The organism is Mesonia mobilis DSM 19841 (assembly GCF_000423405.1).
Lineage (GTDB): Bacteria > Bacteroidota > Bacteroidia > Flavobacteriales > Flavobacteriaceae > Mesonia > Mesonia mobilis.
In genome coordinates, this window is the sequence record NZ_KE384013.1 from 310274 (window position 1) to 329422 (window position 19149).

Annotated in this window: 21 protein-coding genes; 10 read left to right on the forward strand and 11 right to left on the reverse strand. The window is 35.0% G+C overall.

Annotated elements, in window-relative coordinates:
• Positions 1–57: 57 nt before the first annotated feature.
• Positions 58–1548 (forward strand): cellulose synthase family protein, encoded by a 1491-nt coding sequence (locus tag G551_RS15980; protein ID WP_036243963.1) that lies wholly within the window; start codon positions 58–60, stop codon positions 1546–1548.
• Between the two features lie 43 nt (positions 1549–1591).
• Positions 1592–2905: a polyprenol phosphomannose-dependent alpha 1,6 mannosyltransferase MptB gene (mptB, locus tag G551_RS0113860; RefSeq protein ID WP_051191414.1), complete on the forward strand. Its 1314-nt coding sequence runs from the start codon at positions 1592–1594 to the stop codon at positions 2903–2905.
• A gap of 105 nt (positions 2906–3010) precedes the next feature.
• Here mptB and G551_RS0113865 read toward each other — a convergent pair whose 3' ends face one another.
• The 9 genes from G551_RS0113865 to G551_RS0113910 form a co-directional block, all read right to left on the reverse strand.
• A complete protein-coding gene (locus tag G551_RS0113865; protein WP_027886119.1) occupies positions 3011–3646 on the reverse strand; it encodes a lipid-A-disaccharide synthase N-terminal domain-containing protein in 636 nt (211 codons plus the stop codon).
• Between the two features lie 60 nt (positions 3647–3706).
• Complete coding sequence (locus G551_RS0113870; protein WP_036243966.1) at positions 3707–5242, reverse strand: carbon-nitrogen hydrolase family protein; 1536 nt, start codon at positions 5240–5242, stop codon at positions 3707–3709.
• 138 nt (positions 5243–5380) lie between these two features.
• The gene (locus G551_RS0113875) at positions 5381–6352 is read right to left on the reverse strand and encodes a deoxyhypusine synthase family protein (protein WP_027886121.1); all 972 of its coding nucleotides are present in this window, start codon (positions 6350–6352) and stop codon (positions 5381–5383) included.
• A gap of 213 nt (positions 6353–6565) precedes the next feature.
• Positions 6566–7444 (reverse strand): agmatinase, encoded by an 879-nt coding sequence (gene speB, locus G551_RS0113880; protein WP_027886122.1) that lies wholly within the window; start codon positions 7442–7444, stop codon positions 6566–6568.
• Positions 7434–8834: an arginine decarboxylase gene (locus G551_RS0113885; protein ID WP_027886123.1), complete on the reverse strand. Its 1401-nt coding sequence runs from the start codon at positions 8832–8834 to the stop codon at positions 7434–7436. Before G551_RS0113885 ends, speB begins: the two co-directional genes overlap by 11 nt.
• A 378-nt stretch (positions 8835–9212) precedes the next feature.
• Positions 9213–10037, reverse strand: a complete 825-nt coding sequence (locus G551_RS0113895; RefSeq protein WP_373294421.1) for a pseudouridine synthase — start codon at positions 10035–10037, stop codon at positions 9213–9215.
• 120 nt (positions 10038–10157) lie between these two features.
• Entirely contained in the window at positions 10158–11066 is a 909-nt protein-coding gene (locus G551_RS0113900) for a geranylgeranylglycerol-phosphate geranylgeranyltransferase (protein ID WP_027886125.1), read from the reverse strand.
• Positions 11067–11090: 24 nt separating this feature from the next.
• Positions 11091–12029: a mevalonate kinase family protein gene (locus tag G551_RS0113905; protein ID WP_027886126.1), complete on the reverse strand. Its 939-nt coding sequence runs from the start codon at positions 12027–12029 to the stop codon at positions 11091–11093.
• A 22-nt stretch (positions 12030–12051) separates the two neighbouring features.
• Positions 12052–13134, reverse strand: a complete 1083-nt coding sequence (locus G551_RS0113910) for a diphosphomevalonate/mevalonate 3,5-bisphosphate decarboxylase family protein (RefSeq protein ID WP_027886127.1) — start codon at positions 13132–13134, stop codon at positions 12052–12054.
• A 100-nt stretch (positions 13135–13234) separates the two neighbouring features.
• Between G551_RS0113910 and G551_RS0113915 the strand changes: the two genes are divergently transcribed.
• From G551_RS0113915 to G551_RS0113935, 5 genes are all read left to right on the forward strand, one after another.
• Entirely contained in the window at positions 13235–13714 is a 480-nt protein-coding gene (locus G551_RS0113915) for a TspO/MBR family protein (protein ID WP_036243969.1), read from the forward strand.
• A gap of 73 nt (positions 13715–13787) precedes the next feature.
• Entirely contained in the window at positions 13788–14309 is a 522-nt protein-coding gene (locus G551_RS0113920) for a DUF421 domain-containing protein (protein ID WP_027886129.1), read from the forward strand.
• On the forward strand, positions 14282–14917 hold the full coding sequence (locus G551_RS0113925; RefSeq protein ID WP_229797278.1) for an FMN-binding negative transcriptional regulator: 636 nt from the start codon (positions 14282–14284) through the stop codon (positions 14915–14917). The genes G551_RS0113920 and G551_RS0113925 overlap by 28 nt, the downstream gene beginning before the upstream one ends.
• 192 nt (positions 14918–15109) lie before the next feature.
• Positions 15110–15436 (forward strand): PLDc N-terminal domain-containing protein, encoded by a 327-nt coding sequence (locus tag G551_RS0113930; protein WP_027886131.1) that lies wholly within the window; start codon positions 15110–15112, stop codon positions 15434–15436.
• Positions 15437–15507: 71 nt separating this feature from the next.
• Complete coding sequence (locus G551_RS0113935; protein ID WP_027886132.1) at positions 15508–15738, forward strand: PLD nuclease N-terminal domain-containing protein; 231 nt, start codon at positions 15508–15510, stop codon at positions 15736–15738.
• Here the strand turns inward: G551_RS0113935 and G551_RS0113940 are convergent.
• A complete protein-coding gene (locus tag G551_RS0113940) occupies positions 15735–16685 on the reverse strand; it encodes a bile acid:sodium symporter family protein (protein WP_027886133.1) in 951 nt (316 codons plus the stop codon). The two genes, G551_RS0113935 and G551_RS0113940, sit on opposite strands and share 4 nt — an antisense overlap.
• The gene (locus tag G551_RS0113945) at positions 16675–17904 is read right to left on the reverse strand and encodes a BaiN/RdsA family NAD(P)/FAD-dependent oxidoreductase (RefSeq protein WP_027886134.1); all 1230 of its coding nucleotides are present in this window, start codon (positions 17902–17904) and stop codon (positions 16675–16677) included. The genes G551_RS0113940 and G551_RS0113945 overlap by 11 nt, the downstream gene beginning before the upstream one ends.
• A gap of 163 nt (positions 17905–18067) precedes the next feature.
• Here G551_RS0113945 and G551_RS0113950 point away from each other — a divergent pair, with 163 nt between their 5' ends.
• The 3 genes from G551_RS0113950 to G551_RS16990 all read left to right on the forward strand — a co-directional run bounded on the left by G551_RS0113950 (position 18068) and on the right by G551_RS16990 (position 19140).
• A complete protein-coding gene (locus G551_RS0113950; protein WP_027886135.1) occupies positions 18068–18499 on the forward strand; it encodes a hypothetical protein in 432 nt (143 codons plus the stop codon).
• A gap of 6 nt (positions 18500–18505) precedes the next feature.
• A complete protein-coding gene (locus G551_RS0113955) occupies positions 18506–18913 on the forward strand; it encodes a DoxX family protein (RefSeq protein ID WP_027886136.1) in 408 nt (135 codons plus the stop codon).
• A 101-nt stretch (positions 18914–19014) separates the two neighbouring features.
• Complete coding sequence (locus G551_RS16990) at positions 19015–19140, forward strand: twin-arginine translocation signal domain-containing protein (RefSeq protein ID WP_084626419.1); 126 nt, start codon at positions 19015–19017, stop codon at positions 19138–19140.
• The last annotated feature ends 9 nt before the right edge of the window (positions 19141–19149 follow it).

Consider the following 19149-nt stretch of genomic DNA (forward strand, 5'->3'; position numbering starts at 1 on the left):
AGATTAAAAAGTTTCTCCTCTTCATAAAGGGGAGATGCCGAAGGCAGAGGGGTTTTTATGATTACAATAATTCTTACACTTTATACACTTGCTTTACTCATTGTATTTTTCTATGCGTTAGCGCAATTGCAGTTAGTCTTCAATTATTTTAAAGCGCAAAAAGTAAAAGACACTTCAGAAAAATTTAATTTTCAGCTAGAAGAAGAAATTCCGTTTGTGACGGTTCAACTTCCTTTATACAATGAAAAATATGTTGTTGAGCGATTGCTGAAAAATATCGTTCAGCTTGATTATCCTCGAGAGAAATTAGAAATTCAAGTGTTAGACGATTCTACCGACGATTCGGTTTTACAAACTCATCAATTGGCTGAAAGATTTAAAGCTGAAGGAATCGATATTCAGCATATCATTAGAACGCATCGCAAAGGCTTTAAAGCCGGAGCCTTAAAAGAAGGTTTGAAGATCGCAAAAGGAGAATTCATTGCTATTTTTGATGCGGATTTTATGCCGAAAAAAGACTGGTTGCAGCAAACCATTCCTTATTTTAAAGATGAAAAAATAGGAGTAGTGCAAACCCGTTGGGCGCATTTAAATCGTGATTATTCCTTGATCACCAAAGTGCAAGCCTTTGCGTTAGACTTTCATTTTATTTTAGAGCAAGTCGGCAGAAGTTTTGGCAAGCATTTTATCAATTTTAACGGAACGGCCGGTGTTTGGCGAAAGTCGTGTATTCTTGATGCCGGGAACTGGCAAGGTGATACTCTAACCGAAGATTTAGATTTAAGTTATCGAGCCCAATTAAAAGGCTGGCAATTTAAATATTTACAAGAGGTTGAAACTCCGGCAGAATTACCGATGGTGATGAGTGCAGCGCGTTCACAGCAATTTCGATGGAATAAGGGTGCGGCAGAGAATTTTCAGAAAAATTATAGTCAATTATTTAAAAGCAAACAACTTTCTTGGGCAACTAAATTTCACGGCTTTTTTCATTTACTCAATAGTTCGATGTTTTTGTTAGTCTTGGTAATTGCGGTGTTGAGCGTTCCCGTGTTGTACATTAAAAATCAGTTTCCGGATTATCACTTTTATTTTTATGTAATGGCGTTTTTAGGTGTGAGTACTTTAATTTTCTTTATCGCTTATTTAATCACGTTCACTAAAATTCACGGAAAAGAAAAGAAAAGCTTGTTGAAATTTATCGGGATGTTTTTTGCATTTTTTTCGGTTGCGATGGGCTTGTCAGTGCATAATACTTGGGCAATTTTAGAAGGCCATTTAGGTAAAAAATCTTCTTTCATTCGAACGCCAAAATTTAACATTACGAGTTTAAATGATTCTTGGAAAGAGAATCAATACCTACAACATTCCTTTAGCGTTACGCAACTGCTAGAGTTGGGCTTGTTTTTTTATTTCGCATTCGCTATTTATAGTGCTTTTAAGGTAAACGATTTTGGTTTACTTATTTTTCATTTGATGCTTTTCTTTGGGTTTGGCTTTGTGGTTTGGAAATCATTTTTCCCTAACTTTCGGTTGAAAAATCGAAAATAGATTGCTGAAGAATTTCTTGAAATATCATAAAATTTCATTGATCATGATGCTTAGCGTCGTGATCATGTATGCTGCTTTTGCTTACGATTTGGTGCGAAGTGATTTTGTGAAGTTACTCAGTTTATACGCTGCTTTATTTTTTCTAAGTTTTAAAGTGATTCAGCTACAAAAGCTTGATTGGAAGTTATTATTAGGCTTCGGAATTGTTTGTCGGTTAGTTTTTCTTTTTGCGATCCCTAATTTATCACAAGACTTTTACCGTTTTATCTGGGATGGTAGAATGATTGCAGAAGGCATTAATCCTTATCTTTCAACACCACAAGAATGGATGCAGTCCGGCAATTTTGAAGTAGTTGCACAATCAAGACAATTAGTGGAAGGCATGCAAAGTCTAAATGCAAGTCATTACACCAATTATCCGCCGGTTTCTCAATGGGTTTATGCCTTGGCCGGAGTTTTGTATCCGAAGAGCATTTTAGGAAGTGTTATCGTGATGCGCATTATTTTAATTTTCGCAGATGTCGTGACCTTTTTATTTCTTCGGAAATTACTTCAGCAACTAAAATTACCACAGCATCGAGCCTTTTGGTATTTTTTAAATCCGTTAGTAATTATTGAACTTACCGGTAATTTACATTTTGAAGGCTTGATGGTAATGTGTTTATTAATCTCTATTTATTTATTGCTGAAAAAGAAATGGATTTGGGCAGCTGTGCTGTTTGGTCTTTCGGTTTCTGTAAAGCTTCTTCCTTTGGTGTTGTTACCGTTATTTTTTCATTATTTCAGAAAACAAGAAAGGCTCAATATTTATAAGTTGATCGCTTTCTACGGAATTATTTTTTTAACCATACTCATCACTTTTCTGCCTTTTCTTTCAGTAGAATTAATTCAGAATTTTGGAGATTCGGTAGCGCTATGGTTTAATAAATTTGAGTTTAATGCCAGTATTTATTATGTAATTCGGTGGATCGGTTTTCAGACCGTCGGCTGGAATATTATTGGGATTGCAGGTAAAATACTGCCGATAATAGTTTTATTTGCGGTTTTAGCCCTGAGCTTATTTGAAAAAAATAATTCTGAAAAGACGCTGTTTGTAAATATGCTTTTTGCGCTCAGTATTTATTTTTTGTTGTCGACTACCGTTCATCCTTGGTACGTGATCACACCTTTAGCGATTTCGATTTTCACGAACTATAAATATTTATTGGTTTGGTCGTTTACGGTGATTTTTAGTTATAGTGCCTACTGCATAAATGGTTTTAATGAACAACTGTGGTTGGTGGGGTTGGAGTATGTGTTGGTAATTGGCTTTTTGATTTATGAATTTAATTCTTCTGAAAAAATTAAGTTGTTTTAGTTTCTGCAAGGGATAGTAGTGGCATCCTTTTTTGTTGTGCTTCGACAAGCTCAGCATGACAACAAAAAAGATATAGCGAATAGCCCGACCCGATAGGGATGCAGCCTAACTATTTTTCGCTTTCAATCCAATATAAATATTTCTAATATAGATGATTGAACCACCGGCGTGAGCTGCAAATAAAACCGGGTCTTCTCGCATCACCGCGTAATAAATTAGAATTGCAGATCCCACAATGCTCAGGATCCAGAAGTTGGTGGGTAAACCCGATTCTTTTTCTTGTTCAGAATAATACCATTGGTATAGAAATCTACCGGTATAAATAATCTGGCCAATCACTCCAATAGCCATTAACCAAGTTGCAATACCATTTTCTTCTTGTTGTGAAAATAGTAAGCTGAAATTGATATTCGCCCAAAATATTCCGTAGAAAATCGCGAAAAGAGGAAAGCCAATCACTACAATTTTGAACAATATATTCGTGGGTTTCCATTCATTTTGAAGTTGAAGATTTCTGATGAAAACATAGTAAATAATTACTTGCCCAAGCATAATTGAGAAATCTTTTCGCAAGTAACCATAGATAAAAAAAATAATGGCAGCGATAAGGCTGAGTTTCCAAAAAGCTGAAGGTGTTTCTAATTGCTTAGCTTTTTCAGATTTTAACCACTGAAGAATAATTCGCGATGCAAATATAAACTGCGCGACAAAACCAACCGCATAAATCATCCAATCATTCATAGTCGAAATTTTTTGCAATAACGGTATTTTAGGACCAACTATTTAGTTTTTGGCAAAAGCTTATTTCTTGTTTAACGCTACTCGTTTTACCTCATACACGTCTTTTCTTCTATCTTTTAAGTTATGAACGCTTCCAAAAGTGTGTAACTCTCTTAGTAAATCGATATCTACATCGGCCACTAAGATCATCTCTGCATTTGGGGTCGCTTCGGCTTTAATTCCGTTACTCGGGAACGCAAAATCACAAGGTGTAAAAACGGCCGATTGTGCATATTGAATATCCATATTGTGCACGTTTGGTAAATTACCAACGCTACCGGCAATGGCAACATAACATTCGTTTTCAACCGCTCGAGCCTGTGCGCAAAGTTTTATACGCGAATAGCCGTTTTGTGTGTCGGTTAAAAACGGAACAAACAAAATATCCATTCCTTCTTCAGCTAATAGTCGAGAAAGCTCTGGGAATTCAACATCATAACAAATTAGAATTCCAATTTTACCGCAATCGGTATCAAAAGTTTTGACGATATTTCCTGTTTGCATTCCCCAAACTCTAGCTTCATCTGGAGTAACGTGTATTTTTTCAAAACGTTCTATGCTTCCGTCACGTTTGCACAAATAACCAACATTGTAAAGTTTACCATCGATCATTTCAGGCATACTTCCGGAAATAATATTGATATTATAAGAAACGGAAAGTTCTGAAAAAAGCTCAATAATTGTTTCTGTAAAACCTGCCAATTCTCGAATAGCTTCCGGTTCACTCATATGGTTGTAAGCCGCCATTAACGGAGCGTTAAAAAACTCAGGAAACAAAGCAAAATCTGAACGATAACCGGCAACGGTATCGATAAAATATTCGGCTTGATGCATTAAATCTTCTAAACCTTCGTAGGTACGCATTTGCCATTGAATGAGCCCTAAACGCACGACACTTTTATTCGCAGAAGGCTTTTTACTGGGTTTGGTGTAATACACATTATCCCATTCCATCAACACCGCATATTCGCCAGAATCATCATCGCCTTCTAAATAACCTTTTAAAATTCGAACCGGATGAAAATCGTTAGACAGCTGAAAGTTTAATACCGGATCGTGAATTTCTTTTGAACGTACTTTTTCAATGTATTGAAGCGGACTAATATCTTTTGAAAACTTATGGTAGTTGGGGATTCGTCCTCCAAAAACGATCCCTTTTAAGTTGAGGTTCTCGCAAAGTTCTTTTCGGTAATCGTAAAGACGGCGACCTAATCGTAAGCCGCGATAATCGGGTTTAATAAAGACATCAATCCCGTAGAGCGTATCCCCCTCTTCATCGTGAATTTTAAATGAAGTATCTCCGGCAATATCGTCGTAGGTGTGATTATCATCAATTTCATCAAAATCGACAATAACTGAAAGCGCGCATCCGGCAATATCACCATTCACTTTGATCACGATTTGCCCTTCCGGAAATAGCGAAATCAATTTTCCTATTTCATCTAATTTCCAATACGAATTGGGCATCGAGTGGTAAGCTGCTTCTGTGGCTTCTTTCAACTCTTCAAAATCCTCTAAGGTGAGGTATTTTAACTCTACATTTTCAATTTTATCCATCTTCAATTGTTTAACCACCCCTAACCCCTCCTTTAACAGGAGGGGATTTTTTAATTAGTTTGCGAAATCTCACAGATTTTTTAAAATTAAGGAGGTTTATTTATACTTCAAGAATCTTTTAATAGTAATGGAAATTTCTTACATATCTAATAAATACGCAAAAATTAGTGGAGCAACGATAGTCGCGTCACTTTCTATAATGAATTTTGGTGTATCGATATCGAGTTTTCCCCAAGTAATTTTTTCATTAGGAACTGCTCCGGAATACGAGCCATAACTGGTGGTTGAATCTGAAATCTGACAGAAATAACTCCAAAATGGCGTATCGGTACGTTCCATATCTTGATATAACATAGGCACTACACAAATAGGGAAATCGCCGGCAATACCACCACCGATCTGGAAGAAACCGATTCCGTTTTTAGAATTATCGGTGTACCAATCTGCTAAGAACGTCATGTATTCAATACCAGATTTCATGGTGCTGGCTTTCAATTCACCTTTTAATACATAGCTGGCAAAAATATTTCCCATTGTACTATCTTCCCAACCTGGAACAACAATTGGTAAGTTTTTTTCAGCAGCAGCATACATCCAAGAGTCTTTTAAGTCGATCTCGTAGTATTCTTCTAGAACTCCACTTAATAACATTTTGTACATAAATTCATGCGGAAAGTAACGTTCGCCGGCCTCTTCGGCATCTTTCCAGATTTTGTAAATATGTTGTTGTAAACGTCTAAAAGCTTCTTCTTCAGGAATGCAAGTATCGGTTACTCGGTTTAAACCATTTTCTAATAAATCCCATTCTTCCTTAGGCGTAAGGTCACGATAATTAGGAACGCGTTTGTAGTGTGAGTGCGCTACTAAATTCATGATATCTTCTTCTAAATTGGCTCCCGTACAAGAAATGATTTGCACTTTATCTTGGCGAATCATTTCTGCAAAAATTTTACCAAGTTCTGCGGTACTCATCGCTCCGGCAAGTGAAACTAACATTTTAGCTCCGCCATTAAGTTGCTCTTCGTAAGCTTTAGCCGCATCGACAACCGATGCTGCGTTAAAGTGTAAATAGTATTTTTGTATAAATTCTGAAATTGCTCCTTTACTCATTTTATTATTTTTTGTCTCCTTGAGTAATATCGAGAAGTCTATGACGATTCTTTTCAAAATGACTCAAGAGATAATTTTTTTTGTTAACTCAATTTTTTAATTCGAAGCTGTCATGCTAAACTTGATTTAGCATCTCACTCTGCTTAGGATGAGACCCTGAATCAAGTTCAGGGTGACGATATTTGGTTATCCTTTTTTACGAAAATTTAAAACTTATTCGTCTTCATCTTCACCGTCGTAATCTTCATATTTAAACTTATAGCTAAGCATTTTATAGTAAAGCTTTGCGGCTAAAAAGTCTGAAGATTTTTCGGCTGGGTTCGGGCATAATTCAACAATATCGAAACCAACCACATTTTTTTTCTTGAAGATGGTTCTAATAAAATCTAAGGTTTCATACCAAAACAATCCGCCCGGTTCCGGAGTTCCTGTCGAAGGAAGAATTGAAGGATCAAACGCATCTAGATCGATGGTTAGAAAAACATTTGGCGTCATTTGCCCAATTGCATCATCCATCCAATCTTCATAAAGATCGTGAGCAAAATAGACTTGGTTTTCATCCATATATTCTAATTCTTCCGCATCCATCGAGCGAATACCAACCTGAATTAAATTGGTAGTTTTACTCGCCTCGTGAACGGCACAAGCGTGATTGCATTTAGAACCTTCGTATTCTTTACGTAAATCGGCATGCGCATCGATTTGTACTACGGTTAGATCTTCAAAAGATTCATTAAACGCACGAATTGTACCTATAGAAATTGAATGTTCACCTCCAAAAAGTGTGACAAACTTCTCCTGCTGAATGTAATTTTTAGTGGTTTTATAAACCGCTTCTACCATTTTTTCAGGCGAAGAATTTTCGGTTACGGGTGGCGTTAAATAAACACCTTTTTTATACACCTCAGAACGGGTTTCAATATCGAAAAGCTCCATATTTTCTGAAGCTTCTAAAAATGCCTGCGGACCTTTATCTGCACCTTTTTGCCAAGTGCTGGTGCCATCGTAAGGAATAGGAATTAATACTACTTTTGCCTCGTCTAAACGAGCGTATTTGTCGGGAATACCCGCGTAGTTTTTCTTAGTTGTCATCGTAACCTAAAATTTTAAGTAAGTCTTCACTTTTTTGTTGTTCTTTAAATAGTTTGGTACTCAAGTTTCCTTCTTCATCTTTATTAATCAAGATATGTTTTGGAGTTGGGATCAAACAGTGTTGTAAACCGCCAAAACCACCAATCGTTTCTTGGTAAGCTCCCGTGTTAAAGAAGCCGATGTATAAAGGTTTTTCTTTTTTGAATTTTGGTAAATAAATAGCGTTCATATTTTGTTCGCTATTGTAATAGTCGTCACTATCGCAAGTGAGTCCGCCTAATAAAACTCTTTCATATTCATCATTCCAACGGTTAACGGCTAGCATAATAAAACGCTTGTTAATGGCCCAAGTATCTGGTAAAGTAGTGATGAATGAGGAGTTGATCATATTCCATTTTTCACGATCGTTTTGTTGTTTTTGGTATAACACTTCATAGATCGCTCCGCCACTTTCGCCAACGGTAAAACTTCCGAATTCAGTAAAAATATGCGGTACAGGAACTTCAGCCTCTTGACACGCAATATTGATCTGGTTAATAATCTCATCGATCATATATTGATAATCGTAATCAAACTGAAGCGAGTTTTTAATCGGGAAACCACCGCCAATATTTAAACTATCCAAAGTTGGGCAAATACGTTTTAACCGAATATAAACTTTAAGACACTTCAGTAATTCGTTCCAGTAATACGCTGTATCGCGAATACCGGTGTTAATGAAAAAGTGAAGCATTTTAAGTTCAACCTTATCGTTGTTTTTGATTTGCTCTTCGTAAAAGGGAACGATGTTTTTATAACCAATCCCTAAACGAGAAGTATAAAACTCAAATTTAGGTTCTTCTTCAGAAGCAATACGAATACCAATTTTAAAGTCGTCTTTAATTTCATCTGAAAGAAGATCGATCTCTTCATAGTTATCAATAATCGGAATACAGTTTTGATGCCCATTATTAATTAATCGACCAATATTAGTAATGTATTGTTCGCGTTTAAAACCGTTACAGATCACGTACGTATCTTTGGTGATCTTTCCTTTTTTCTGAAGTTTTTCAACAATATTAATATCGAATGCCGATGAGGTTTCAATATGAATATCATTTTTTAAGGCTTCATCTAAAACGTGCTGAAAATGCGAACTTTTAGTACAATAGCAATAATTATAATTGCCTTTGTAGTTATGCTTTTCAATCGCATATGTAAACCATTTTTTGGCTTTCTGAATGTTCTCTGAAATTTTCGGTAAATAGGTGAATTTTAAAGGCGCACCATATTCTTCGATTAATTTCATAAGGTCAATCCCATGAAATTGTAATGTGTCTTCCTTTAAATCAAACTCTTCCTGCGGAAAATAATAAGTTTGATCTATAAGATCGATGTATTTAGTATTCATTAATTTTTATTGAAATAAATTGAGGTTTTGCTAAAATCTATAGAAAGTTATAAAAAGTTGAAATAACTAATCTTAAATTAAAGCAAAATTTGATTTGAAGTAACCGGAATAAATGCCAGTTCTTGATAAAAAGAAGGTCTTAAGGCGGAAGCTAGCTTTAAAATTCGGTGGTTTACCTGGTAACCTATTTTTGAAATTGACTTCCTCACGTTCAAAAACCCGAAACTATAAACAGTATTCAATATGTTCAGCTAAATGCGCAGCAAATAAAATCTATTTTTTATTCTTGTGGAATAGTCGAAATGTTAAAATTTAAAATAAAAAAAGCCTTTTGAATAATTAATCAAAAGGCTTTCGAATTTCTTTAAAAACTTAGTTCTATAACATTCCTAAGTTAATTACTTCTTGCTTAGTAAGGTGTCTGTAGCGACCTCTTGGTAAATCTTTTTTAGTTAATCCGCCAAAAACCACACGGTCTAATTTTTCAATTTCGTAGCCTAATTTTTTGAAAGTACGTTGTACAATGTGTGGCTTCGTGCTTTGTAGTTCTATACCAACTTCACGTTTTGGTTTATTGTCTACATAACTAATCTCGTCGACAATTACTTTACCATCTTCTAAAATTACTTTACCATCTTGAATACGGTCTAAGTCTTCTTGATCTAAGTTTTTATTGAGCGTTACGTGATAAATTTGTCTTACTCTGGTTTTGGTGCTTCCTAAGCTTTTTGCCATCGTACCATCGTTGGTAAATAATAGCAATCCGGTAGTGCTGGTTTCTAATTTACCAACAGGATCTAATTTAGAATTAGAAGCATTGGCAATTAAATCCATCACCGTACGATTATTACGCTCTAAACTTCCAGTTACGTAAAAGCCAGAAGGTTTGTTCAATAAAACGTATTCTTTTCTTTCAGGACTAATTCTGCGGCCGTCAAACTTCACCTCGTCGGTGAGTTTTACTTTATGACCCATTTCTGTAACTACTTCACCATTTACACGAACGCTTCCCGCTGCAATATAAATATCGGCATCGCGACGGCTACAAATTCCTGCATTGGCAATGTATTTATTAAGACGCATTCCCGCTTCCGGGTCTTTTACTTGTTTATCGACCGCAATTTTTTGCGTCGGCTTTTTCTTTTGATTAAAAGGCTTGTTCTTCTTCATATTTCCTTTTCCTTGATTTCTTGAATTGCCCATAGTTGAAATTTTTTGCAAAGGTACATTTAATAAATGATTTCTAAGGGCTGAAGAATTATTAATTAAGTATTGATTTACAGTGAATTAATTTCTTCGGAATAAAATTTTATTCAGCAATAATTATAGAACACGATTTAACACGACGTCGATATCGATTAATAAAATACTGAAAACACCAATCACGATAATGAGCTTTAATAAATTATGAAGTAAGGTATATTGAAGTTTTGAAGAAGATTTCCAAAGGAAGAACAGAAAAATGATCATTAAAATAAAGCTCAGCAAAAAGTAATAATGCATATAACCAATCTCAAATTTATTGGAAATTAAGATCAGCGTCGGTATCAAGGTTAACGCTACTAAAAGGCTTAAAATAACTTTTGAAACCTTTACCCCGTAAACCACAGGAATGGTGTGATAATCTTGTGTTAGATCACCTTTTAAATTTTCGAGATCTTTGGTGAGCTCTCGAATCGAGATGATTAAAAATAGAAAAGTGGCGTGCACAAAAATCACCATATCGAAATTGTGGTAATACACAAATACCGCAAAAAATGGCGTAATCGCTAAAATTGAAGCGACTAACGTACCAATAAATGGGTATTTCTTAAGTTTGTGAGAATATAACCAAAGAAAAAAGATAAAGAGCGAAAAGAAAATTACGGCTTTAAACGACACGTAACTCGCTAAAATCACTGAGAGGAAATTCAGAATAAAATAAATTGCCAATTTCGTTTTCTGGCTAATGTAATTGTCGAGCAAAGTTTTATGCGGCCGATTGATAAGGTCTTTTTCAGCATCATAAAAATTATTGATTAAATAACCAGAGGCAATGGCAAAAGTACAAGCGATCACCAGTACAAAAAGATTCACGTCAAAAAGTACTTCTCGTAAAGGTTTTTCTGGTGCGAGAATATAAATCGATGCTAAATATTGCGCAATAAATAGAATTAAAATATTGTAACCGCGCACAACTGAAAACAAACTTGCCAGTTTTAGTAATACCAGTTTGTTTTTACGTGAAAGCATCCCCATAAGAATAGAGAAGGGGTTTTAGAAAGTGTAAACGACTTCTAGGTTATGGTTTTTTAGCGCTGTTCTGGCTTTATCAATATCTTCAGTAAAACCTAAAATATAACCGCCGCCACCTGAGCCACAAAGCTTTAAATAATAAGCTCCGGTATCGATACCTTCTTTCCAAAGATTGTGAAATTGCTTCGGGATCATTGGTTTAAAGTTATCTAACACTACGTGAGAAAGTTGCTTGATGTTTGAGAATAAAGACTTCACATCACCTTTCATAAAATCTTCTACACAAGCATCGGTGTGTTTTACAAATTTATCTTTTAGCATTTTACGAAAACCTTCTTGTTTCAGGTTTTCCATAAAAAGGTTGACTAACGGAGCGGTTTCACCAACCATCCCGCTGTCTAATAAAAATACAGCGCCTTTACCTTCTTTTGACTGTGAAGGAATTCCTGCTGCTTCAATATTATCTTTAGAATTGATAAGAATAGGTAAGCTTAAATAACTGTTTAATGGATCGAGTCCTGAAGATTTTCCGTGGAAAAATGATTCCATTTGCCCAAAGATCTTTTTCAGTTTCAACAGTTTTTCTCGGCTTAAGTTTTCTAGAACGGTAATTTTATTCTTGGCATATTTATCGTAGATCGCTGCAACTAAAGCACCGCTACTTCCTACACCGTAACCTTGCGGAATGCTACTGTCAAAGTACATTCCTGCTTCAATATCTTTTGTTAATTCTTCTAAGTTGAATTGAACCAAATTAGGATTTGAAGTTTGTAGTTCTGCTAAATAATTGGCAAAACGCTTCAGGTTATTGTTTGATTTTTGTTGCACTTCAGAAAGATCACTATCAATTTTTAAAGCGCCGTTGTAAAAGTTATAAGGTATCGATAAACCCTTAGAATCTTTGATGATTCCGTACTCTCCAAACAATAAAATCTTAGAATAAAATAAAGGTCCTTTCATAATCAAGTATTCCGTTAAAAGCTTAAGCTAATTGTTTTGCTCCTGTTCCAACATTATCACAAATATACTGAGCATTTTGACAATGTGCAACTAACTGGTTCTTAATGAAATCTAAAACTTTAATTTTTTCATTTTCAGGATATAACAAATGCACATTCGCGCCGGCATCTAAGGTAAAGCATAATTTAGAACCGGTTTCGTTTCGATACTTCCAGATTTTATGAATAATTTCTAAAGTGTTGGGTTTCATTAAAATAAAATACGGATTGCTACTCATCATCATCGCGTGCAACGTTAATGCTTCGCTTTCAACAAGATTAATAAACGTATCTAAATCTCCAGATTTAAAAATAGGCTGAAGTTTTTCTAAATTATCAAAAGCTTGCTGAAATCTAGCTTCCGCATAAGGATGATCGTGCATTAATCCGTGGCCAACGGTGCTACTCACCGTTTTTTCGCCTTTATCGACTAATAAAATGGTGTCTTGATAGGTTTTAAAAACCGGATGAATCTCGTAAGGATACGGAGTGCCGTATAAATTACTGCTGTTTTCAACTTTTGGATGTTCTCCCCAAACCACTAAATTTTCTTCGATACTTCTGGCAGCACTACCTGAACCTAATCGAGCTAAAAACGATGCTTTTTTATCGAAGTAAGCTGAAGTAATTTCAGGATTTAGTTCTTTTTCTAAGCTCATTAAACAACAAGCTAAAGCGCTCATTCCGCTGGCAGAAGAGGCGATACCGCTACTATGCGGAAAAGAATTGGAGGTTTTTATCGTAAAATGATATTGCTTTAAAAAAGGTAAATAAGCTTCAATTCTTTCTAAAAACGTTTTGATCTTTGGTTCAAACGAAGGTGCTTTTTCTTCCTCTAAAAAAACTTCAAAAGAAAAATTTTCAGTAGCACTTATAGGTCGATATTCAAGTGTTGTGGTGGTTTTACAATTGTTAAGCGTAAAACTAACCGATGGGTTTTTTGGTAATTGTTCGCCATACTTTCCCCAATATTTAACCAAAGCAATATTGCTGGGAGACTCCCAGGTTACTTTACCTGCCGGTAATTGCTTTTCAGGTTTTGTTAGAACAAACTCAGCTATCGTCATTACTTTAAAGATTTGTACAAATATAAACGAATACGTATGGCTTGTGGTTGTAGAAATTCAAAAATAATTCTAAATTAGAACTCGACTAAGCCAATAACTCATGAATAGAAAACCTAACTACCTTAAAATCTTAGCCAGTACGTTTGCTTGCGTATTAATAGGTTTTTTAAGCACACTTGCTATACAAAGTGTGTTGCACGATTGGTTGGCAGTGATCAATAAGCCATCTTTTACCGTACCCGATTGGTTGTATACTTCACTTTGGTTAATCAATTTTGCGTTGATGGGCATCGCAGCAGGAATTGTGTGGAGTAGAGGTTTGCATCATATTTGGGTAAAGACAGCCTTGTATCATTTTGGTTTTCAGATTTTATTGACTGCCGCTTGGTTTCTTACTTTTTTTGAAATGAAAATGTTGATGCTAAGTTTCTTACTCACTTTAGCATTGTTTGTATTGCTACTTTTTACAGTAAAATGGTTTAAAGTCGTAAAACCTTCTGCAGCCTATTTATTAATACCTTATACGTTATGGATTGCTTATACAGCGATCGTAAATTTTGAAATCTGGCGTTTAAACTGATAAAGTTTTACTAAAGCAAACTCAATTGGTAGTGAACTAAATTATCTTCAATTTTCAAATAAAAGAGATAATTATGGAAAAGTGGTTTGAAGCTTCTACAACCTCAATTTTTGCAATCGCCATTACGTGTTTTGTGATCTATTTTTTAGTGTTTTTATTTACACGAATTGTAGGAAAACGAAGCTTTGCTAAAATGTCGAGTTTAGATTTTGCGGTTACTATTGCGATAGGTTCGGTGATTGCTTCAACAATCATTTTAAAAAATGTAAGTTTAGTACAAGGTGGCTTTGCTTTATTATTACTATACGTTATACAGTGGATAGCTTCAAAATTAAGAAGGGTAGAAGCTTTAAAAAAAATGCTCGATAATACTTCTTTGCTTTTAATGGATAAAACTGAAATTTTACACCATAATCTTAAAAAAGCTAACGTAACTGAAGACGATCTAAAAGCAAAGCTTAGAGAAGCCAACGTACTCAATTTAGCTGAAGTTAGAGCGGTAGTTTTTGAAAGTACCGGCGATATTTCTGTGTTACATACCAATGATGCCAACAAAGAATTAGAAGATTGGCTGTTAACCGATGTGACGCGCTAATGTACCAACCTAAGAAATATAAAAAGCAAGATCCGTATATATTCAAATTCATTCAGCAGCATCCGTTTGCTACGTTTGTGATCCAACAAGAAGAATTGCAAGCCACGCATATTCCTGTTTTGGTAGATGGCAATGCTGAAAATTTTAGATTATTTAGCCATATCGCCAACCATAACGAGCTATTTACAGCCTTAAAAAACGGTGCAAAAGCTTTGTTTATTTTTCAAGGGAATCACGCTTACGTTTCCTCTTCTTGGTACGAGCAAAAAGACATTAGCACTTGGGATTATTCTGCAGTTCACGTTTCGGTCGAAATCGAGTTGCAAACCACTGCAGAGTTAGAAAATTCATTAGATAAATTGGTGAATCATTTCGAAAAAGATCAAGAGCAACCTTTATTTTACAAAAACCTGCCTAAGCCTTTAGTGAATGATCATTTACCGTTAATTACCGGTTTTTGGGCTAAGCCACTTCAGGTTAAAGCCATTGCCAAGCATCATCAAGGTTCATCGACGAAAAATGTAAAAAATGTAATTCAGCATTTATCTAAAAACGGAAATACTTTACTTGCCCAAGAAATTAAAAAAGAAAACCTGAATAATGATTAGGGCGTTACCCGTTGGGTCGGGCTATCTGCTTAATCTTTTTTAATCACTGCTTGGGCAGAAATTAAAAAAGGATATCGCGTCTATCCCTAACGCAATAATTTTTTATCGTAAAGCTTATACATTAACGGTAGCTTAACAAAATCTTTGTCGATTTAAGAATATTTTTGTATTTTAACCTAAAATCAATGAGATATGTCGAATTCAGAACTACAAGTTAGTAAAAAATTAGTGGGCGGTATGGTGATCGCAGGAATCTTATTTATTCTATTAGGAGCTTTCTCTAAAATTATGCATTTTAATTTTGGCGGAGAGTTATTAACCTTTGGTTTATTTGTTTCTGGGGTTTCTTGGGTAATTATTATGGCCGATATTCTTCAGCAAGAATTAATCAACAAAGGTTTTTGGATCTTAAGTATGTTTATTCTTCCTTGGTTAACACCGTTATTATATTTATTTAGAAGAAATCATTTAATTCAATTTGATGCTTCTGCCTTTTTCAATAAAGATCATCAGGCTTAAGTTTTAATTTTTTTAAATTTGAGAAAACTGGATTTATTCTAGAAAATTAAAAATTTTAAAACTAATAAATAATGAATTATATCTTACCAATTGCCGTTTTACTGAGTATCGTTTTATGGTTGTGGGCGATGATTGACCTAGCGACTTCACGTCGAACATTTAAAGATCCTGCAAAGTCAACCTTAGCTTTGCTAATGATTTTGTTTTTTCCGGTAGTGGGTTCACTGTTTTATTTTCAGCTAAAAAGAAAATTAGTCAATCGCAGAAAGCGAAAATTTAATCCGGAATTTAATCCGCATTAATATTCAACCTCTTTCGCATAACGTTCAGCAAAAATAGAGATCAGAATTAGCTGACTTATATGAAAAAGCATAATCGGTAATAAAAACAAACCTGCACCGGCAGAATTCCCAAAAATGATCTTTGCCATCACCGAACCGTGAACCAAAGATTTTTTTGTACCGCAAAATCGAGCGGTAATTTTATCTTCTCTATTAAAACCAAATAGTTGCGAAATCCAACCTGAGAGTCCGAAAACGGCAAAGAAAATCGCTAAAATTCCTAGTAAGATCAACCCGAGATCAAGAATACTTAAATCGTTAAAAATTTTAGCCGCGAAAGATTTGCTAAAACTATCGTAAACAATTAAAACGATAATCGATTTATCGAATAAACTGAGTTTGCTTTTGTAGCGATTTACAAAACTTTCTAAGATTCGATGTAGCGCAAAACCTAAGATAAGCGGAATAATAATTTGGTAAAGTAGTTTTAAAAATACGTCGGCAAAGCTAAAACCTTCAGAAGCGTCTAAGAAAAAACCTAACCAAAACGGAGTGATAATCACGCCGATAATTCCCGATAAACTTGCATTAAAAATTGCTGCCGGTATATTTCCTTTTGCTAACGAAACCATCACCACCGAAGATGAAACGGTCGAGGGTAATGCTGCTAAAAAGAAAAAAGCCAGCCAATATTCTTCTGCTGCCGTATCTTTTAGAAATGGATAGGCAATAAAAACCAAGGCTGGAAATACTAAAAAAGTGGTGAGTTGTATGAGCACGTGCAATTTGTAATTGCTCATCCCAAGTTTTAATTCAGAAACCGAAAGTTTTAATCCGTAGAAAAAGAAAATAAGTCCGATGCCTATATCGGTTAATAACTTCAAAGGCAAAACATCTCCTAGTTGCGGAAAAAGATAAGCCACAAAAATGGCAGCGATCAACGAAAGAACAAAAGGGTTAATTTTCATTTACTACAGATTTTGCAATGGCTTGTGCAGCTAAAAAACCGCCCGTCCAAGCATTTTGAAAATTAAAACCACCGGTAATCGCATCAATATTCAAAATTTCTCCGGCTAAGTAAAGTTTAGGGTAAAGTTTACTTTCAAAAGTTTTAAAATTAATTTCTTTTAGATCTACTCCGCCGGCTGTCACAAACTCTTCTTTAAAAGTGCTTTTTCCGTTCACGGTGAGTTGGCATTGCGTTAATTCTTGCGCTAATTTGTGTATTTGTTTATTGCTCAATTCTGCCCATTTTTGGTCTTCAGGAAATCTAGCGGCTTTCAATAAACTCAACCATAAACGCTTAGGTAAATTAAATTGTGCGTGTGTGGTGAGTTGTTGCTTTGCAAATTTATGCTTGAGCCTTTTTATTTTTTCTAAAATTTCTTCAGCAGTAGTATAGCCTAACCAATTCACCTGAATTTTAAAATGATAATTACGCGCTTCTAAAATACGAGCACCCCAAGCAGAAAGCTTTAAAATTCCGGGTCCGCTTAAACCCCAATGTGTGATTAATAATGGGCCGTCGCTCTCTAATTTTTCATCTAAGATTTTAAGATGTGCAAAAGTTGAAATACCAGCCAGATCTTTAATGCGATGATCTTGAATGTTGAAGGTAAATAGCGAAGGAACCGGTTGTACAATTTGATGACCAAGTTTTTCTAGAAGCTTCCAGATTTTTGGATTGCTACCCGTTGCCATAACAAGTTGATCTGCCGTAAAATCTCCTTTTAAAGTTTTTACCAACCAGCGATCATTATTTTGCTGAATATCTTGAACCGAATGTCCTGTTTTTATTTCAATATTTAAACGTTCGGTTTCGGCAAGAAAACAATCGATAATCGTTTCTGAAGAATCGGTTATTGGGAACATTCTTCCGTCTTCTTCCGTTTTCAATTCAATACCGCGTTCGTCAAACCAAGCAATTGTATCGCCGGTCATAAATTGATGAAAAGGTCCTAATAATTCTTTTTCACCACGCGGATAATTTTTGCTAAGTTCTTTCGGAATAAATTCTGCGTGTGTTACATTGCAACGACCACCACCAGAAATTCTAACCTTGGTTAACACTTCTTTACCACGTTCTAGAATAGTGATTTTTAGATCGGGATTGGCTTCAGCTAAATTAATGGCTGTAAAAAATCCCGCTGCACCGCCGCCAATAATGAGTACTTCTTGCTCTTGCATCATACTGCAAAAGTAAGGATTTGATTGTTCTCAAGTTGAATTTGCTTCATTTTATATTTTAATGAAAGTAAGGCTTCAACTATTTTATTTCTTAAATTTGAAGAGAGCTTTAGGTTAAATTGATTTCAGCCTATCAACTAACAGATTTTTATTTATTCAACACATGAAAAAAACATTTTTACTTATTTTTTCCGGAATGTTATTAGCAAGCTGTGGAGAAACGCCAAAACCCTCTAAAGAAAAAATACATTACGATGAAAGTATAGATGAAATTTTAGCAGTACACGATGAAGTGATGCCAAAAATGGGAGAGCTTTCCAGCTTAATTGAAAAAACAGAAGCAAAGATCGATACCACCGATGCGGGTAAAAAATTTAAAGTGGTGAACGAAGAATTAAAAGGAGCTCACGATTTTATGATGACCTGGATGAGAGATTTTGGAGAGAAATTTCCGAATGCTTTAAAAGATACTACTTATACTTCTGAAGAATATGAAAAGCGCGAACCTCTGTTGGAAGAAGAAAAAGAAGAAGTAAGAGAAATGAAAGATCGCGTAACTGAAAGTATGAAAAACGCAAAAGACTTATTAAAATAATTAATTATGGGATATAGAACAAACTTAAGCTTACCGGCAACAGATTTAGCGGTTTTACTTTTTAGAATTGGGGTTTCTGCTTTAATGTTACCCCACGGCTATAGTAAGTTAATGCAGTTTTTTAGCGGAGATGAAATACAATTTGCAGACCCGATCGGGATTGGAGCAACAGGAAGTTTAGCGCTAGCCGTATTTTCAGAATTTATCTGTTCTGTGCTTATTATTTTAGGTTTAGGTACTCGTTTAGCGGCTATACCTTTAGTAATTACAATGCTTGTGGCAGTTTTTATAGTGCACGCCGCATACGGAATGTCTCACCAAGAATTACCACTTTTATACCTATTTAGCTATGTGTTATTAATGCTAACCGGTTCGGGTAAATATTCGTTAGATCATTACTTTTTAAAGAAGTAAATTAAAAAAAAGCGGTTTTTAAACCGCTTTTTTTATTTATAAAAGTATTAAGATTCACTTTGAAGCGATTGACTTATTTTTAGTTGAAATAAATCTTTCTTATGAAATCTCGTCGCAACTTTCTTAAAAATGCCGGTTTGTTAACAGCCGGATCTGTTATAGCTCCTCAACTTTCATTTTCAAATTCTTCCGAAAAAAAATTGATAATACTTCTTCCGCGTTTTTAATTCAGAATT

Excerpts from the sequence above, each read along its gene's own strand:
- G551_RS15980 (WP_036243963.1), top strand. The coding sequence starts at position 58 with ATGATTACAATAATTCTTACACTTTATACACTTGCTTTACTCATTGTA.
- mptB (WP_051191414.1), top strand. The coding sequence starts at position 1,592 with ATGATGCTTAGCGTCGTGATCATGTATGCTGCTTTTGCTTACGATTTG.
- G551_RS0113865 (WP_027886119.1), bottom strand. The coding sequence starts at position 3,646 with ATGAATGATTGGATGATTTATGCGGTTGGTTTTGTCGCGCAGTTTATA.
- G551_RS0113870 (WP_036243966.1), bottom strand. The coding sequence starts at position 5,242 with ATGGATAAAATTGAAAATGTAGAGTTAAAATACCTCACCTTAGAGGAT.
- G551_RS0113875 (WP_027886121.1), bottom strand. The coding sequence starts at position 6,352 with ATGAGTAAAGGAGCAATTTCAGAATTTATACAAAAATACTATTTACAC.
- speB (WP_027886122.1), bottom strand. The coding sequence starts at position 7,444 with ATGACAACTAAGAAAAACTACGCGGGTATTCCCGACAAATACGCTCGT.
- G551_RS0113885 (WP_027886123.1), bottom strand. The coding sequence starts at position 8,834 with ATGAATACTAAATACATCGATCTTATAGATCAAACTTATTATTTTCCG.
- G551_RS0113895 (WP_373294421.1), bottom strand. The coding sequence starts at position 10,037 with ATGGGCAATTCAAGAAATCAAGGAAAAGGAAATATGAAGAAGAACAAG.
- G551_RS0113900 (WP_027886125.1), bottom strand. The coding sequence starts at position 11,066 with ATGCTTTCACGTAAAAACAAACTGGTATTACTAAAACTGGCAAGTTTG.
- G551_RS0113905 (WP_027886126.1), bottom strand. The coding sequence starts at position 12,029 with ATGAAAGGACCTTTATTTTATTCTAAGATTTTATTGTTTGGAGAGTAC.
- G551_RS0113910 (WP_027886127.1), bottom strand. The coding sequence starts at position 13,134 with ATGACGATAGCTGAGTTTGTTCTAACAAAACCTGAAAAGCAATTACCG.
- G551_RS0113915 (WP_036243969.1), top strand. The coding sequence starts at position 13,235 with ATGAATAGAAAACCTAACTACCTTAAAATCTTAGCCAGTACGTTTGCT.
- G551_RS0113920 (WP_027886129.1), top strand. The coding sequence starts at position 13,788 with ATGGAAAAGTGGTTTGAAGCTTCTACAACCTCAATTTTTGCAATCGCC.
- G551_RS0113930 (WP_027886131.1), top strand. The coding sequence starts at position 15,110 with ATGTCGAATTCAGAACTACAAGTTAGTAAAAAATTAGTGGGCGGTATG.
- G551_RS0113935 (WP_027886132.1), top strand. The coding sequence starts at position 15,508 with ATGAATTATATCTTACCAATTGCCGTTTTACTGAGTATCGTTTTATGG.
- G551_RS0113940 (WP_027886133.1), bottom strand. The coding sequence starts at position 16,685 with ATGAAAATTAACCCTTTTGTTCTTTCGTTGATCGCTGCCATTTTTGTG.
- G551_RS0113945 (WP_027886134.1), bottom strand. The coding sequence starts at position 17,904 with ATGCAAGAGCAAGAAGTACTCATTATTGGCGGCGGTGCAGCGGGATTT.
- G551_RS0113950 (WP_027886135.1), top strand. The coding sequence starts at position 18,068 with ATGAAAAAAACATTTTTACTTATTTTTTCCGGAATGTTATTAGCAAGC.
- G551_RS0113955 (WP_027886136.1), top strand. The coding sequence starts at position 18,506 with ATGGGATATAGAACAAACTTAAGCTTACCGGCAACAGATTTAGCGGTT.
- G551_RS16990 (WP_084626419.1), top strand. The coding sequence starts at position 19,015 with ATGAAATCTCGTCGCAACTTTCTTAAAAATGCCGGTTTGTTAACAGCC.